This window comes from Blastococcus sp. TML/C7B, from assembly GCF_016612845.1.
Taxonomy (GTDB): domain Bacteria; phylum Actinomycetota; class Actinomycetes; order Mycobacteriales; family Geodermatophilaceae; genus Blastococcus.
Map to the genome: position 1 here is coordinate 2,409,502 of NZ_JAEOAA010000001.1, position 14,694 is coordinate 2,424,195.

General features: G+C 76.0%; 17 protein-coding genes. 10 read left to right on the forward strand and 7 right to left on the reverse strand.

Annotated features, from left to right (window positions below; translation table 11 throughout):
- Positions 1-49 precede the first annotated feature (49 nt).
- The 7 genes from JKP76_RS11660 (at position 50) to JKP76_RS11685 (ending at position 4,396) form a co-directional block, all read left to right on the forward strand.
- On the forward strand, positions 50-442 hold the full coding sequence (locus JKP76_RS11660; protein ID WP_200490969.1) for an STAS domain-containing protein: 393 nt from the start codon (positions 50-52) through the stop codon (positions 440-442).
- Between the two features lie 9 nt (positions 443-451).
- Entirely contained in the window at positions 452-1,222 is a 771-nt protein-coding gene (locus JKP76_RS23445; protein ID WP_309232924.1) for a hypothetical protein, read from the forward strand.
- Positions 1,114-1,719, forward strand: coding sequence for a YibE/F family protein (locus tag JKP76_RS20940; RefSeq protein ID WP_309232971.1), 606 nt, complete (start codon positions 1,114-1,116; stop codon positions 1,717-1,719). The genes JKP76_RS23445 and JKP76_RS20940 overlap by 109 nt, the downstream gene beginning before the upstream one ends.
- Before the next feature lie 348 nt (positions 1,720-2,067).
- Positions 2,068-2,355: a class I SAM-dependent methyltransferase gene (locus JKP76_RS22425; protein WP_309232972.1), complete on the forward strand. Its 288-nt coding sequence runs from the start codon at positions 2,068-2,070 to the stop codon at positions 2,353-2,355.
- On the forward strand, positions 2,352-2,678 hold the full coding sequence (locus JKP76_RS11675) for a TraR/DksA C4-type zinc finger protein (RefSeq protein ID WP_200490970.1): 327 nt from the start codon (positions 2,352-2,354) through the stop codon (positions 2,676-2,678). Before JKP76_RS22425 ends, JKP76_RS11675 begins: the two co-directional genes overlap by 4 nt.
- 159 nt (positions 2,679-2,837) lie before the next feature.
- Positions 2,838-3,245, forward strand: a complete 408-nt coding sequence (locus JKP76_RS11680; protein WP_200490971.1) for a YciI family protein — start codon at positions 2,838-2,840, stop codon at positions 3,243-3,245.
- Positions 3,242-4,396, forward strand: coding sequence for an RNA polymerase sigma factor (locus JKP76_RS11685; protein ID WP_200490972.1), 1,155 nt, complete (start codon positions 3,242-3,244; stop codon positions 4,394-4,396). Before JKP76_RS11680 ends, JKP76_RS11685 begins: the two co-directional genes overlap by 4 nt.
- Here the strand turns inward: JKP76_RS11685 and JKP76_RS11690 are convergent.
- The 5 genes from JKP76_RS11690 to JKP76_RS11710 are packed head-to-tail and all read right to left on the reverse strand — an operon-like array spanning position 4,384 to position 9,262.
- Positions 4,384-5,283, reverse strand: coding sequence for a glycosyltransferase (locus JKP76_RS11690; RefSeq protein WP_200490973.1), 900 nt, complete (start codon positions 5,281-5,283; stop codon positions 4,384-4,386). The two genes, JKP76_RS11685 and JKP76_RS11690, sit on opposite strands and share 13 nt — an antisense overlap.
- On the reverse strand, positions 5,280-6,155 hold the full coding sequence (locus JKP76_RS23450; protein WP_200490974.1) for a glycosyltransferase: 876 nt from the start codon (positions 6,153-6,155) through the stop codon (positions 5,280-5,282). The genes JKP76_RS11690 and JKP76_RS23450 overlap by 4 nt, the downstream gene beginning before the upstream one ends.
- The gene (locus JKP76_RS11700; RefSeq protein ID WP_242471276.1) at positions 6,152-7,252 is read right to left on the reverse strand and encodes a prenyltransferase; all 1,101 of its coding nucleotides are present in this window, start codon (positions 7,250-7,252) and stop codon (positions 6,152-6,154) included. The genes JKP76_RS23450 and JKP76_RS11700 overlap by 4 nt, the downstream gene beginning before the upstream one ends.
- Positions 7,239-8,015, reverse strand: coding sequence for a class I SAM-dependent methyltransferase (locus tag JKP76_RS11705; RefSeq protein ID WP_200490975.1), 777 nt, complete (start codon positions 8,013-8,015; stop codon positions 7,239-7,241). The genes JKP76_RS11700 and JKP76_RS11705 overlap by 14 nt, the downstream gene beginning before the upstream one ends.
- On the reverse strand, positions 8,009-9,262 hold the full coding sequence (locus JKP76_RS11710) for a glycosyltransferase family 4 protein (RefSeq protein ID WP_200490976.1): 1,254 nt from the start codon (positions 9,260-9,262) through the stop codon (positions 8,009-8,011). Before JKP76_RS11710 ends, JKP76_RS11705 begins: the two co-directional genes overlap by 7 nt.
- Before the next feature lie 95 nt (positions 9,263-9,357).
- Here JKP76_RS11710 and JKP76_RS11715 point away from each other — a divergent pair, with 95 nt between their 5' ends.
- The 3 genes from JKP76_RS11715 (at position 9,358) to JKP76_RS11725 (ending at position 11,705) form a co-directional block, all read left to right on the forward strand.
- Positions 9,358-9,651, forward strand: coding sequence for a Dabb family protein (locus JKP76_RS11715; protein WP_200490977.1), 294 nt, complete (start codon positions 9,358-9,360; stop codon positions 9,649-9,651).
- A 62-nt stretch (positions 9,652-9,713) separates the two neighbouring features.
- Positions 9,714-10,487, forward strand: coding sequence for a hypothetical protein (locus JKP76_RS11720; RefSeq protein ID WP_200490978.1), 774 nt, complete (start codon positions 9,714-9,716; stop codon positions 10,485-10,487).
- A gap of 93 nt (positions 10,488-10,580) precedes the next feature.
- Entirely contained in the window at positions 10,581-11,705 is a 1,125-nt protein-coding gene (locus JKP76_RS11725; protein ID WP_200490979.1) for a DUF4192 domain-containing protein, read from the forward strand.
- 31 nt (positions 11,706-11,736) lie between these two features.
- On the opposite strand, the gene JKP76_RS23455 is transcribed toward JKP76_RS11725, so the two are convergent.
- The gene (locus JKP76_RS23455; protein ID WP_200490980.1) at positions 11,737-13,878 is read right to left on the reverse strand and encodes a S9 family peptidase; all 2,142 of its coding nucleotides are present in this window, start codon (positions 13,876-13,878) and stop codon (positions 11,737-11,739) included.
- Between the two features lie 87 nt (positions 13,879-13,965).
- Positions 13,966-14,691: a metal-dependent transcriptional regulator gene (locus JKP76_RS11735; RefSeq protein WP_200490981.1), complete on the reverse strand. Its 726-nt coding sequence runs from the start codon at positions 14,689-14,691 to the stop codon at positions 13,966-13,968.
- Positions 14,692-14,694 lie beyond the last annotated feature (3 nt).

Here is a 14,694-nt window from a genome sequence, read left to right on the forward strand (position 1 = left end):
TTCCGGAACCCGTGCGTGGAGGCGTACCCGCCGGGGAACATGCGGCGCCATGGGAGAGACCACGGAGCAGGGCGGACGTGGGGGCGGGGCCGAGCCGGAGGTGCGCGCGGCGACGGCGGGGGACGTCGTGACGCTGACCCTGGACGGCGAACTGACCGACGCGGCGCGGCGCCCGCTGGTGCGCGAGCTGACCGAGGCGCTGCTGTCGGGCCGGCCGGTGCGCCGGGTGGAGCTGCAGCTGGGCGGCGTCCCCTTCATGAACTCCGCCGGCATGGCCGTCCTCGTGCAGCTGCAGCGCATGGCCGCACCCCGCGGCGTCGAGGTCGCGCTGGTGACGCCGTCGACCGCCGTCACCCGTCCGCTGCAGCTCAGCGGCCTGTGGCACCGGTTCCCGGTCCTGGACGAGAACGGCGCCGAGGACGTCGCGCAGGGCGGCTCCTAGCCTGACCGGGTGCCTCCCAGCCACCCGCACAGCCACGGACCCGACCCGGACGCCCCGCCGCCGAGCCCGGAGGCGCTGGGGCGCCGACGGCGCGCGGTGTGGCTGATGCTCCTGCTGCTGGTGCCCGTCGGCCTCGCCACGGTGATCGGCCTGCTCGTGCTGTGGCCCGACGGCGGCCCCACGCGGGCGTCCCAGGCGGCCGCGCAGGCGCTGCCGCCGGGCACCACCTACCCCGACGGCCGGGTGGTCTCGGTGCAGACCGAGGAGTGCGGGGTCGAGGCCACCGCGCTGTGCGCCACCGCGGTCGTCGAGGTCCTCGACGGCCCGGGTGAGGGCGACTACGTGCAGATCGGGCTGGACGAGGTCGTGGTCGCCAACGGGGTGGCCGAGGGCGACGTGCTCGTGCTCAGCCGGGACGCCGGCGCCGACGGCGGAGCCCTCTACAACTTCAGCGACTTCGCCCGCGACACCCCGATCGTCACCCTGGCCGTCGCCTTCGCCCTCGTCGTCGGGCTGGTCGCCCGGTGGCGCGGCCTGGCCTCGCTGGTCGGGCTGGCGTTCGCGTTCTTCGTGCTGCTGGAGTTCGTGCTGCCCGGGCTGCTCGGTGACACTCTCCGCCGGGCCTGGTCACGCTGGTCGGCTCCGCGGCGATCATGTTCGTCGTCCTCTACCTGGCGCACGGGTTCACCGCGCGGACGACGACGGCGCTGGTCGGCACGCTGTTCGGGCTGGCCCTGGTCGCGGTCATGGGTGCCCTCTCCGTCGCCGCGGCCCGGCTGACCGGGCTCACCAGCGAGGAGACGGTGACGCTGCAGGGCTACGACCCGACGCTGGACTTCTCCGGCCTGGTGATGGCCGGCATCGTCGTGGCCGGCCTCGGCGTGCTCAACGACGTCACGATCACCCAGGCCTCCGCGGTCTGGCAGCTGCACGAGGTCGACCCGTCGATGACCTGGCGGGAGCTCTACAGCCGCGGGATGGCGGTGGGGCGCGACCACATCGCGTCGACCGTCTACACGATCGTCTTCGCCTACGCGGGCGCCGCGCTCCCGCTGCTGCTGCTGTTCGAGCTGTACTCGCAGCCGTGGGAGGTCGTGCTCACCTCCTCGGCGCTGTCGGAGGAGGTCATCCGCACGCTGGTCGGCGCGATCGCGCTCGTGCTCGCCGTCCCCGTGACGACGGCGGTCGGCGCCTTCTTCGCCAAGGCCGCCGACACCTCCGCGGGCACCGCGACCGAGCGCCGGGTGACCGCCCTGCGCAGCCGCTTCGCCCGATGAGTCAGGCTGTCGGCGTGACCTCCGACCTGCTCGCCGCCGCCTCCGCCGCTCCCGGCTTCATGCCCGACGACGAGGGCCGTGCCCTCTACGAGGCCGCCCGCAGCCTCGCCGTCCCCGGTCCGCTGCTCGAGGTGGGCAGCTGGATGGGGCGCTCGGCGCTGTACCTGGCCGCGGCCGCCCGCGAGACCGGGCGCACCGTGATCACCGTCGACCACCACCGCGGCTCCGAGGAGCACCAGCCCGGCTGGGAGTACCACGACCCGTCGCTGGTCGACCCCGCCGTCGGGCTGATCGACACCCTGCCCCGGTTTCGGAACACCATCGCCACCGCCTGGCGCCGAGGACGTCGTGGTCGCGATCGTGACCCGCTCGGAGGTGCTCGCGCCGCTGTGGAGCACGCCGCTGGCGCTGCTGTTCCTCGACGGCAGCCACACCGAGGAGTCCGCGCGCCGGGACCAGGACGCCTGGGTCGCCAAGCTCGCCGTCGGCGGCACGCTGGCCATCCACGACGTCTTCCCCGACCCGGCCGACGGCGGGCAGGCGCCCTACGGCGTCTACACGCGGGTGCTGGAGTCCGGGGAGTTCACCGAGCTCCCCGGTGTCGGGTCGATGCGGCTGCTCCGCCGGGACCGATGACCGATCCGCTCTCGGCCGAGCGGGCCGCCGCGCTGGCCCAGATCGAGGCGCTGACCCGCGAGTTCGACGAGGTGGTGGCCGCCTCCAAGGCGTCCAACGCCGACGACGAGCACGATCCCGAGGGCGCCACCATCGCCTTCGAGCGGCAGCAGGTGGCCGCCCTGCTGGACCAGGCGCGGCGCCGGCTGGCCGACGTCGACGCCGCGGTCACCGCGGTGGAGGCCGGCACCTACGGCCGCTGCGAGAGCTGCGGCCGGCCGATCGCGGCGGAGCGCCTCGCCGCGCGGCCCGCGGCCCGCACCTGCATCGACTGCGCCCGCTGATCCCCGCGAGATCTGCACACTCGGGGCAATCGCTGCCCTGAACACCCCGAGTGTGCAGATCTCGTGGAAGAAAACGCAGCGGATGTCGAGGACGCGCGATCGGCTCCGTCCCCGGGGTGCACGCGGCCAGAATGGGCCGCACGTCCCGAGGAGAAGACGATGGCCAAGTACCTGCTGCTCAAGCACTACCGCGGTGGTCCGACCGCGCCCGGCTTCGAGCCGATGGACCGGTGGAGTCCGGAGGAGATCACCGCGCACATCCGGTACATGGACGAGTTCGCCGACCGACTGCGGGAGAACGGCGAGTTCGTCGGCGAGCAGGCGCTCGCGCCCGACGGCCTGTGGGTCCGGTACGACGGGGAGGGGCGGCCGCCGGTCACCGACGGCCCGTTCGCCGAGACCAAGGACCTGATCGCCGGCTTCATGGTCATCGACGTGGACGGCCCCGAGCGGGCGATCGAGCTGGCGGGTGAGCTGTCGGCGGCGCCGGGCAAGGACGGGAAGCCGATCCACGAGTGGCTCGAGGTCCGGCCGCTCTACGGCGAGCCGTCCCTCGTCTCGGAGTGACCGCGCCCGTCGACGAGGCCGTGCTGCGCGGCCTCGTCCCGGGCGTCCTGGGCGTCCTCGTCCGCCGCGGAGCCGACTTCGCGGCGGCCGAGGACGCCGTCCAGGAGGCGCTCGTCGAGGCGCTCCGGACCTGGCCGGCCGAACCGCCGCGGGACCCGAAGGGCTGGCTGGTCGCGGTGGCGTGGCGCCGGTTCCTCGACGCGACGCGGTCCGAGGCAGCGCGTCGACGACGCGAGGAGCGGGTCGAGGAGGAGCCCGCGCCCGGCCCGGTGCCCGAGGTCGACGACACCCTGCACCTGTACTTCCTGTGCGCCCACCCGGCGCTGTCGCCGTCCTCGGCGGTGGCGCTGACGCTGCGCGCCGTCGGCGGCCTGACCACGCGGCAGATCGCGGAGGCCTACCTGGTGCCCGAGGCGACGATGGCGCAGCGGATCAGCCGCGCCAAGCGCACGATCGCGGGGGCGCGGCTGGACCGGCCCGGCGACGTCGGGACCGTGCTGCGGGTGCTCTACCTGGTGTTCAACGAGGGGTACTCCGGGGACGTCGACCTGGTCGCCGAGGCGATCCGGCTGACCCGGCAGCTCCTGACGGTGACCGACCACCCGGAGGTGGCCGGGCTGCTCGCGCTGATGCTGCTGCACGCGGCCCGGCGGCCGGCCCGGACGGCGCCCGACGGGAGCCTGGTGCCGCTCGCGCAGCAGGACCGCAGCCGCTGGGACACCGCGGCGATCACCGAGGGCGTGCAGCTGCTGCAGACGGCGCTGTCGCGGGACCGGCTGGGGGAGTACCAGGCGCAGGCCGCGATCGCCGCGCTGCACGCCGACGCCCGCACCGCGGCGGAGACCGACTGGGTGCAGGTCGTCGGGTGGTACGACGAGCTGGTCGCGCTGACCGGCAACCCGGTCGCCCGGCTCAACCGGGCGGTCGCGGTGGGCGAGGCCGACGGGCCCCGGGCGGGCCTGGCGGCGCTGGCCGACCTGGACCCCGGGCTGCCGCGCTACGCGGCGGTCGCCGCCCACCTGCACGAGCGGGACGGCGATCCGGCCACCGCGGCCCGGCTCTACGCCGACGCGGCGCGCGCGGCGACGAACCGGGCCGAGCGCGACCACCTCGTCCGCCAGGCCGCCCGGCTGAACGCTCAGCTCACGTAGCGGCGGGCGGTGGAGCGGCGCTGCGCCTGCTCGAGCGCGGCGAACCGGGCCTCGGCGTGCGGGGGGAGCACCCGTCGCTCGCGCAGCACCCAGGGCAGCCCGCGGGCGGCGTCGACCAGGGCCAGCGCGGTGGTCCGGTCGCGCGGCACGGTGCGCAGCAGGTGCAGCGTGCGGCGCAGCGCCGGACGCACCGGACGGCGCAGCCACGTCGTCCAGAGCGTGTTGCGGATGCCGTCGCGGCGGCGCCGGTGCGGATCGCGGGCGCGGCTGGCCTCGTGGTGCACGGTGAGCCCGGGCAGGTAGCACAGCTCCCACCCGCGGGCGGCGAGGTCGCCGGCCATCAGCTCCTTCTCACCGCCCAGCCACAACCGCGCGGAGAACCCGCCCACCTCGTCGAACGCGGCGCGGCGCAGGACGGAAGCGCCGGCCAGGAACGAGCCCAGCGCGGGGCCGGGCAGCCAGTCGGCGCCGCGGACGGGGGAGTCGCGCAGCTCGGGCACGATCGGGTCCTCGTGGCCGCCGGGCTCGACCAGGATCCGGGCCGTGACGACGGCGAGCCGCGGGTGGGCGTCCAGGGTGTCCGCCGCGGTGCGCAGGGATCCGGGCTCCCACCACGTGTCGTCGTCGGAGAAGGCGACGTAGGGGGTGCTCAGCCGGGCGACGCCGAGGTTGCGGCCCACCGCGCCCAGGTTCTCCGGGCTGGCGATCAGCTCGACCGCGGGGAAGCCGCCTCGGACCGCCGCGGCCGTGCCGTCGGTCGAGCCGTTGTCGACGACCACGACGTGCGGCCGCTCCGGCAGGGCGAGCAGCCGCTCCAGCGCGAGGAGCAGCTCGTCCCGGCGCTGGTGGGTGATGACGACGACGCCCACCCGCGGGTCGGCCGTCACGCCGACCCCAGCAGCCGCAGGTCGGCGCGCACCCGGGGCGGCACGGGCTGCCGCCGGCGCAGGGCGGCCGGCACGTCCGGCAGGGCGCGGGCCAGGCCGGTGAGCCCCGGGCGGCCGGCGCGGACCGCGTCGCGGAGCACCGCCCCGACGTCCGCGGCGGGCAGCCGCATGGCCGCGGTGAGCAGCCGGCTGCGCCAGATGCCGGCCTGCCGGCGGTGGGGGGCGTCCCGCCGCGCCGACGGGTGGTGGTGCACGGTCACTGCGTCGACGTAGGCCATCGACCACCCGGCGGTCGCGAAGTCGAGGGCCAGCCGTTCCTCCTCCCCGGGGAAGCGGACGACGGGGTCGAAGCCGCCGACCGCCTCGAACGCCTCGGTGCGCACCAGGGCGGCGCACGCGACGAAGCCGAGCAGCGCCGGCCCCGGCAGGTTCCCGCGGGGGAGCGGGCTGCCGGCCATCGCGGCGCACACCGGGTCCAGCCGCTCCTCGGGCCCGACCAGGATCCGGGCGTTGAGGACGGCGAGCCGCGAGTGCGCGCGCATGACCGCCACCGCGCGGGCGAGGTCGCCGGGCGCCCACCAGGAGTCGTCGTCGGCGAACGCGACGAACGGGGTGCGGGCCCGGGCGGCGCCCAGCGTGCGGGCCCGGGCGCCCACGTTGCGCTCCAGCGGCAGCACGGTGACCCCGGGGTGGGCGGCGCGCACCGCAGCCACCGTGCCGTCGCTCGAGCCGTTGTCCACGAGGACCACCGGCGCCTCGTGCCGGGGCAGGGTGACCAGCAGGTCGGCGCGCCGGTTCCGGCTGGCGACGACCACGGTGACGTCGGCCGCGGTGACGTCGGCCGCGGTCGAGGGGGCGCTGGGCTCGGTCACGGGGTGACCGTGCCCGCACCTCCCCGGAGCCAATCGGCGGTGCGCGCGTCGACGGTGCCGGCGCCCGGGAGCGCGGCCGGGTCGGCGAACAGGCCCGAGGCAGGGGTGGCCCCGGACAGCGCGTCGGCGGCCAGCAGCACGGCCGCCGCGGTCCACGTGGTGCGCTCGATCGGCCAGCGGGCGTCGTCGGCGAAGACGTAGCCCGTCCAGTAGGACCCGTCGTCGTCGCGCAGGTGCTGCATGGCCGCGACCTGCTCGAGGGCGGCGTCCCGCTGCCCGGCGACCACCAGCGCCAGTGCCAGCTCGCAGGTCTCGGCGCCGGTCACCCAGGGGCGGTCGGAGACGCAGCGCGCCCCGAGCCCGGGGACGACGAAGGTGTCCCAGCCCGCCGCCAGCCGGTCGCGGGCCTGCTCGCCGGTCACCGCGCCGCCGAGGATCGGGTAGTACCAGTCCATCGAGTACCGGGACCGGTCGGCGAAGGCCTCGGGGCGGGTGCGCAGCGCGGTGCCGAGGTCGGTGACCGCCAGCTCCCAGTCCGGCTGCGGCTCGCCGACGAGGCCGGCCAGCGCGATCCCGCAGCGCAGCGCCTGGAACAGGCTGGCGTTGCCGGTGAGCAGCGCCAGCGGGTCGGGGGTGCGGTCGGGGCGCAGCGCCCAGCCGATCGCGCCGCCGTCGAGCTGCATGGCCACGACCAGGTCCAGTCCGCGCCGCACCACCGGCCAGAGCTCGTCGACGAGCTGCTCGTCGGCGGTGATCAGCCAGCGGTGCCACAGGCCGACGGCGAGGTAGCCGGCGTGGTTGCTCTCCACGTCGGCGGACACCTCCGCGCCGTCGCGGTACTCGGACGCCCAGGAGCCGTCGGGCCGCTGGGCGGCGGCCAGCCAGCGGTAGGCCGCGGCGGCGCGCTCGTGCTCGCCGCCCAGGTCGAGGGCCATGGCGGCCTCGACGGAGTCCCACGGGTCGAGCTGGCCGCCGCGGAACCACGGCAGCGCGCCGTCGGCGAGCTGCTCACCGGCGATCCAGGCGACCGTCGTCCGCACCTGGTCGCCGGTCAGCACTCCCGGCAGCTCGGGCAGCAGCCGCTCAGCCGACGGCAACGGCCGGCTCCGCGTCGGCGGGGGCGGAGCCGCGCGCCGTCGCCGGCTTGTCGGCGTAGATCGCGAGGCTCTTGCCGATCACCGGGTCCAGCACCTTCTCGGCGGTGCGGGTCAGCCAGGGCCGGTGCATGAGGTCCCAGACCAGGAGCTTGTGGTACCCGCGGACGGCGGCGTTGTCCTTCTCCACCCCGACGGCGCACTTGAGCCACCAGAACGGCGCGTGCAGGGCGTGCGCGTGGTGGCTGGCGCCGGGGACCAGCCCGACCGAGGCGAGCCGCTCGCGCAGCTGGCCGCGGCGGTAGATGCGGATGTGCCCGCCCTCGTTGGCGTGGTACTCGTCCGACAGCGCCCAGCAGATCCGCTCGGGGCCGTAGCGCGGCACGGTGATGACCATCCGGCCGCCGGGCTTGAGCACCCGGAAGATCTCGGCCATCGCCGTGACGTCGTCCGGGATGTGCTCGAACACCTCCGAGGCCATGACCCGGTCGACGCTCGCGTCGGGGAAGGGCAGGTGCAGCAGGTCGCCGCGGACCACCTCGAAGCGGGCGGGCGTGCCGTCGGGCCGCAGCCCCGCCTCGCCGGCCTCGCCGATGGCGCCCAGCCAGCGCTTGGTGGTCTCCACCTCGGAGACGCCCCAGTCGACGGCGACGACGTCGGCACCGCGCCGGTAGGCCTCGAACGCGTGCCGGCCCTCGCCGCAGCCGAGGTCGAGGACGCGCATCCCCGGCCGCAGGTCGAGCAGGTCGTAGTCGACGGTCAGCAAGGACGTCCCTTCCGTTCCAGGGTCTGCGCGTACCAGTCGGCGGTGCGCTCGGCGGTGGCCCGCCAGGTGTAGTTGTCGAGGACCCGGCGCCGGCCGGCGCGGCCCAGCTGCTCGCCGAGGGACGGCGAGTCGAGCACCAGCTTCAGCGCGGCGGTGAGCTCGCCGACGTCGCCGGCCTTCACCCGCAGCCCGGCCTTGGTGCCGACGACCTCCGGCAGCGCGCCGGCGTCGGTGGTGACCAGCGGGGCGCCGCAGGCCATCGCCTCGATCGCGGGCAGCGAGAAGCCCTCGTAGAGCGAGGGGATGGCCACCACGGTGGCCCGCTGCATGAGCCCGATGAGCTCCTCCTCGGGCACCGAGCCGGTGAACCGGACGGCGTCGCGCAGGCCCAGCCGGTCGCGGGTGGTCTCGGCCGGCCCGCCGGGCCGGGCGCTGCCGACGACGGTGAGCGTCACCGGCCGCTCGGTGCGCAGCTTGGCCAGCGCCTCGAGCAGGTGCACCAGCCCCTTGAGCGGCACGTCGGCGCTGGTGACGACCAGGATCGAGTCGCTGTCGCGGGGCCGGCCCTCGGGCGGCGGCCGGAACGTGTCCGGGTCGATGCCGTTGGGGATCAGGTCGATCCGGGACGACGGCAGCCCCATGTGCTTCTCGATGTCGACCCGGGAGGTCTCCGACACCGTGGTCACGGCGTCCAGGCGCTGCACGACCTTGGCCTGCATGCGGGTGAAGGCGTACCAGCGGCGCAGCGTCAGCTTCTTGCGCAGCGACGGGGCGGCGGCCAGCTCCAGCTCGCGGTCGATGGCGATCGGGTGGTGCACCGTCGCGACCGTGGGCATCCCGGCCTTCGTCAGCTGCAGCAGGCCGTAGCCCAGCGACTGGTTGTCGTGGACGACGTCGAACTCGTCGGCCCGCGGGAGCAGGTGCCGGGCGGCGCGCAGGGTGAAGGTGAGCGGCTCGGGGAAGCCGGCGGCGCACATGGTGGCCCACTCGGCGACGTCGACCCAGTCGCGGAACTCCGAGGGCCGCGGCATCCGGAAGGGGTCGGGCTCGCGGTAGAGGTCGAGGCTGGGCAGCTTCGTCAGCGGGACGCCGGGGTCCAGCACCGGGTAGGGCTGGCCGCTGAAGACCTCGACGCGGTGGCCCAGCTCGGCCAGCTCGCGGGAGAGCGCGCGGACGTAGACGCCCTGGCCGCCCCCGTGCGGCTTGCTCCGGTAGGACAGCAGTGCAACGCGCAACGACCGTCCCATGCACCGGACTCTAACGAGGCCACCCGGCGTGTCCCGCCACCAGCCGCGCCCGGACCCCCGTCCGGGTGGGCGGCGCACCTGCGATCGTGGTCCCCATGATCCGTCACGTCGTCACCTTCACGTGGTCACCGACGGCCTCCCCGGAACAGGTGGCCGCCACGATCGAGGCCCTGCGCGGTCTGCGGCACGAGGTCGGCGGGATGAGCTACCTGGTCGTCGCGGAGGACGCCGGGCTCTCCGACGGCAACGCCTCCGCGGTGCTGATCGCCGACTTCCCGGACGCCGAGGCGTTCTACCGCTACGCCCAGGACCCGGTGCACCTGTCGGTCATCGCCGAGTTCGTGCGGCCGATCCTGCGCTCGCGGGTCGCGGTCCAGTACGTGGCCTGAGGCGCCCGGCCCGGCCCCGCGGACGGCGTGCCCGTGCGCGGCCCGGCGGTTACGGTCGGTGCATGTCGATCACGTCCTCGCCCCGCCTGCGCGGCTTCCTGGCCGCCGGTCTCCTGTCCACCGCGGTCCTGACCGGGTGCGGCGGGGACGACGCCGAGGCCGACGCGGGCGCCGGGTCGGGCAGCAGCAGCAAGGCGGAGGAGGCCATCGCCAAGGAGGACGCCGACCCCGTGGTCGACCTGGCGTCGGGCCTGCTGCCCGCGGAGGCGTTCGGTCCCGACGCGGTCGTCGCGTCGGTGTCGCCGGAGGAGCTGCAGAAGGGGGCGGGCCTGGCCGCCTCGTTCGACGACGTCGAGATCATGCCCGATGCGTGCAACAGCGCGGTGCAGGGCACCCAGCCCGACCTCGAGGACTTCGAGGACATCGCCGCGGTCAGCGCGACCCAGGGGACGTCCGCCGTCGTGGAGATGCTGGTCCGCGGCGGCCCGACGCGCGGAACGGTGGAGGCCCTCGCCGGCGCCGCCGAGCGCTGCCCCGAGGCGCAGGTCACCTCGCCGGACATCGGCTCGGCCACCGTCCGATTCCAGGACCTGCCCGTCGCCGACCTGGGGGACGGCGCCGCGGCGCTGCGCTACACCACCGTCGTCGCGCTGCCCGACGGCACGGAGCTGGCGGTGCCGGCGCTGCTGGGCGCCGTCGAGGACGGAGACCGGCTGGTCGTGCTCACGCAGCTGGCGGTCGACCCGACCGGCGCGGCCACCCCCGAGCTGGACGACGCGGCGTTCACCGCGCTGCTCGAGCAGGCGTACCGGGCGCAGTCCGACGCGCTGGACTGACGCTCTTCGGCGGCCCGTCCACAGGCCGGGGCGCTCTCCACAGATCGTCCCGGACGGCTCCGCGGGCCGGTTCCCGCGGCCAGGGTCGGGGGCATGCCCCTCCCCGGCCCGGCAGACCCGGCCCCCTCGTTCCCGCCCGCCTTCCCCGACGGCACCGGCCCGCCCGTGACCGTGCGGATCGGCGACCCCGGCGAGCTCGCCGCGGGGCTGCCCCAGCTGCTCGGCTACCACCCGCACGAGTCCGTGGTGCTGGTCGCCCTGGCCGGGGAGTCCGGGCGCCGCGTCGGCCTGACCGTGCGCGCGGACCTGCCGCCGCCGGGCCAGGCCCGCGCCCTGGCCGCGGTGCTGGCGCGCAGCCTGGCCACCGACCGGCCCCGCGGGGCGCTGCTGATGGTGGTCTCGGAGGCGCCGGACGACGCCTCGCCCCTGCTGCCGCCCGGTCCCGGCGGGGAACCCGGCACCGACCTGCCGCACCGGCTGCTGGTGCACGAGCTGGTGCTGGCGCTGGACGCGGTGGGCATCCCGCTGGGGTCGGCGGTCCTGGTGCGCGACGGCCGCTGGTGGGACTTCGACTGCCCCGACCCGTGCTGCGACCCGTGGGGTGGCACGCCGCTGCCGACCGGCGTCGGCCAGCTGGCGGTGGCCGCCGTGGCTGCGGGCAAGGTGGTGGCGCCCACCCGCGACGCGCTGGCGGACCGGCTCGCGCCGGTGGCCGGCGCGGCCGGGGTGGCGGTGGAGCGGGCGGTCCTGCGCGTGGCCGGCGAGGGGCGGGCCGATGTGTCCACGGCCTGGGGGCGGATCCGCGCAGCGGTCACCCGCGCCCGGCCGGGGCCCGACCAGGAGGTGCCGGACGACGAGGAGCTGGCCCGGCTCGTGTGGAGCCTGTGGCAGCCCGACGTCCGGGACCGGGCCGTCCTGCTCTGCCTGGAGGACGGGGCGGGCGCCGAGGCGCTGTGGTCGGAGTGCACCCGGCGCGCGCCGTCGCCGCTCGACGGCTTCCCCGCCGCCCTGGTGGCGATCTGCGCCTACCTGCGCGGCGACGGCGCCCTGGCCAACACCGCGCTGGACCGGGCGCTGGACAGCGATCCGGGCAACCCGCTGGCCCGCCTGATCGCCGACGCCCTCTCGATCTGCGTCTCGCCCCGGCAGCTGCGCGCGATGCTGCACGAGGCGGGCGCCACCACCGCGGCGGAGCTGCCGGGTGCGGCGGGGAGCTGACGGGCCGGCCGGTGCGCACCGGCCGGTCCGCTCACAGCAGGGCGGGCCGCTGCCAGGGCTCGCCCAGCACGTGCTCGGCGAGGAACGCCAGCACCGTCTCGTACCAGACCGACGAGTTGCCGGGGGTCAGCACCCAGTGGTTCTCGTCGGGGAAGTAGAGGAACTTCGAGGGCACGGCCCGCTTCTGCAGGGCGTACCAGAGGTGCAGGGCCTCGCCGACCGGGACGCGGTAGTCCTTGTCGCCGTGGATGACCAGCATCGGCGTCCGCAGGGCGTCGGCGTAGCGGTGCGGGGAGTTCTGCTCGTAGCGGCGCGGCTCGGTGAGCGCGTCGCCCCATTCCTTCTCCCAGTAGTACGCGGCGTCCGTCGTCGAGGTGAACGAGTCGAGGTGCCAGAGGCCGGCGTGGCTGACGACGGCGCGGAAGCGGTCGGTCTGCGTGGCGATCCAGTTGGCCATGTAGCCGCCGAACGAGCCGCCCATCGCCGCGGTCCGGGTGGCGTCGATGTCCGGGCGCTGCTCGGCGGCGTCCACCGCGGCCATGAGGTCGGTGTAGGGGGCCTCGCCCCAGGTGCCCCATCCCCGGCGCACGAAGTCCTGCCCGAACCCCTGGGAGAGGGCCGGGTTGGGCAGCAGCACGGCGTAGCCGCGGGCGGCGAGCACCCAGGGGCACCACCGCCACGACCACGAGTTCCAGCTCATCAGCGGGCCCCCGTGGATCCACAGCACCAGCGGGGCCGGGGAGTCGGCGGAGGTGCCCTCGGGCAGCACCAGCCACGACTGCACGCGGGTGCCGTCGGCGGCGGTGGCCTCCACCTCGTGCAGCGTGCCGGGCAGGGCGTCGATCGCGCCGGGGCTCGGCAGGGGCGACGGTTCCTGGCCGGTGGCCTCCGGGTCCAGGCGCACCGGCAGCGGCGGGGAGTCGTAGGCCGAGCGGAGCGCGTACAGCGCGCTGCCGTCCCGGGCGACCTGCAGGTGGCTGTAGGCGCCGTCGGCGGTGAGCCGGACCGGGGCGCCGCCGTCCACGGGCACCCGGAAGACGGCGTGCCGGCCGTCGTCGTCGGCCAGGAAGTAGACCGCCCGGCCGTCGGCCGAGAACTGCGGTGCGCTGGGCCACCGGTCGAACCCGGCGGTGAGGTCGCGGACCCCGCCGTCGGCCACGTCGACCAGCAGCAGCGTGTAGTCCGGTGGCTCGGCGTAGCTGGACAGCGCCTCCCGGACGCAGACCAGCGCGGAGCCGTCGGGGGAGAAGGAGGCGCCGTAGACGTCGGCCAGCGGGTCGTCCACGAGGACCCGCGTGCCGCTGCCGTCGGTCGCGGTGAGCACCACCCGGTTGCGGTGGCCGGCCGGGCCGTCGGGCACCTCTTCGGAGCGGGCCAGCAGGCGCCCGTCGGGGGAGAGGGTGAACTCCTCGCCGGCGCCGTTCGGCGGCGTCGCGTCAGGAGTCAGGTCCCGCAGCGCGGGGGGCTCGCCGTCCTCGTCCTCGGCCAGCGGGCCGGCCCAGAACAGGTGCGGGGACGCCGGGCCCAGGTCGGAGTCCCAGTGCCGGACGGGGTAGCTCTCGTGCAGCACGGCGGTGACGCCGGCGTCGGCCCGCGCCTTGCGGCGCTCCTCGTCGGCGGCGGCCTCCGCGCCGCCGGGCAGCGTGGCGGAGGCGACCACGACGTCGCCGGTGCCGGTCGCCACCGCGACCCCCGAGATGCCGCCGGGCCGGGTGAGCAGCGGCCGGGCCTCGCCGGCGCCGGCGGGCAGGCTCCACAGCGCCGGCTTCGGGTCACCCGCCTCGGCGGCGGTGGGGTCGGGGCGGGTGGAGGTGAACAGCAGCGAGCCGTCGGGGGCCCACACCGGCGCGGACTCGCCGGGCGCGCTGCGGGTCAGCCGGCGGGCCGGCCGCTGCCCCGCGGGGTCGACCTCCCAGAGGGCCGACTGCCACTTCTTGCCGGCCGGGTCCAGCGTGGCGACCGAGATCGCCAGCCGGGTGCCGTCGACGGAGAGCGCCAGCGCGCCGATCCGGGGCAGCGCCGCGACGTCGGCCGGCCGGGAGAACGGCGTGCGCGCAGGCTCGGGAGCCGTCGGCTCCGTCGCCGCGGCGTCGGCGGGCGGAGCGTCGTCGGCCGGCGAGGCAGAGCCCGGGGCGTGGGGGCCCGTCGGATCGGTGGGGTCGGACGGGCTCACCGGGACCTGCTCTCAGGAGGGGTCGACGTCGGCCCCACCGTAGTGAGCGCTCGCCCCGCCCGGGCTCGCACCCGGGCGGGGCCGCACTCAGAGCAGCGGAGCGGCCTCCAGCGGGGTGAGCTCCTCGTCGACCGCGCTCACGAACATGTGCCGGGCCACGTCCAGGGGGAGCGGGTAGTCGTCCAGGACCACCGACCCCTCGACCAGCCGGGCCCGCATGGTGACGCCGGGGCGCACGCCGTGGTCGGCCAGCGACCGCAGCAGCGTCGCGTCCTCCTGGAGCTGCTCGCTGATCCGACGGATCACGACCGGACGCCCCTCGGGGGTCGCGGTCGTGGAGAGCACGGTGAGCGCGTCGAGCACCGCGGAGGTCTCGCCGCCCAGCGGCTCGTCCCCGCGCAGCGCCTCCAGGCCCGGGATCGGGTTGCCGAACGGCGAGACGCTGGGGTTGCCGAGCAGGGCGAGCAGCCGGCGCTCGACCGCCTCGCTCATGACGTGCTCCCAGCGGCAGGCCTCCTCGTGGACGTCGGCGTAGTCCAGCCCGATGACGTCGACCAGGAGGCACTCGGCGAGCCGGTGCTTGCGCATCACCGCCGTCGCCAGCTGGCGGCCCTCGTCGGAGAGCTGGAGGTGCCGGTCGCCCTCCACCGTCAGCAGGCCGTCGCGCTCCATGCGGGCCACCGTCTGGCTCACGGTGGGACCGCTCTGGTGGAGACGCTCCGCGATCCGGGCCCGCAGAGGGGTGATGCCCTCCTCCTCGAGCTCGAAGATGGTGCGGAGGTACATCTCCGTGGTGTCGATCAGGTCGTTCACAGG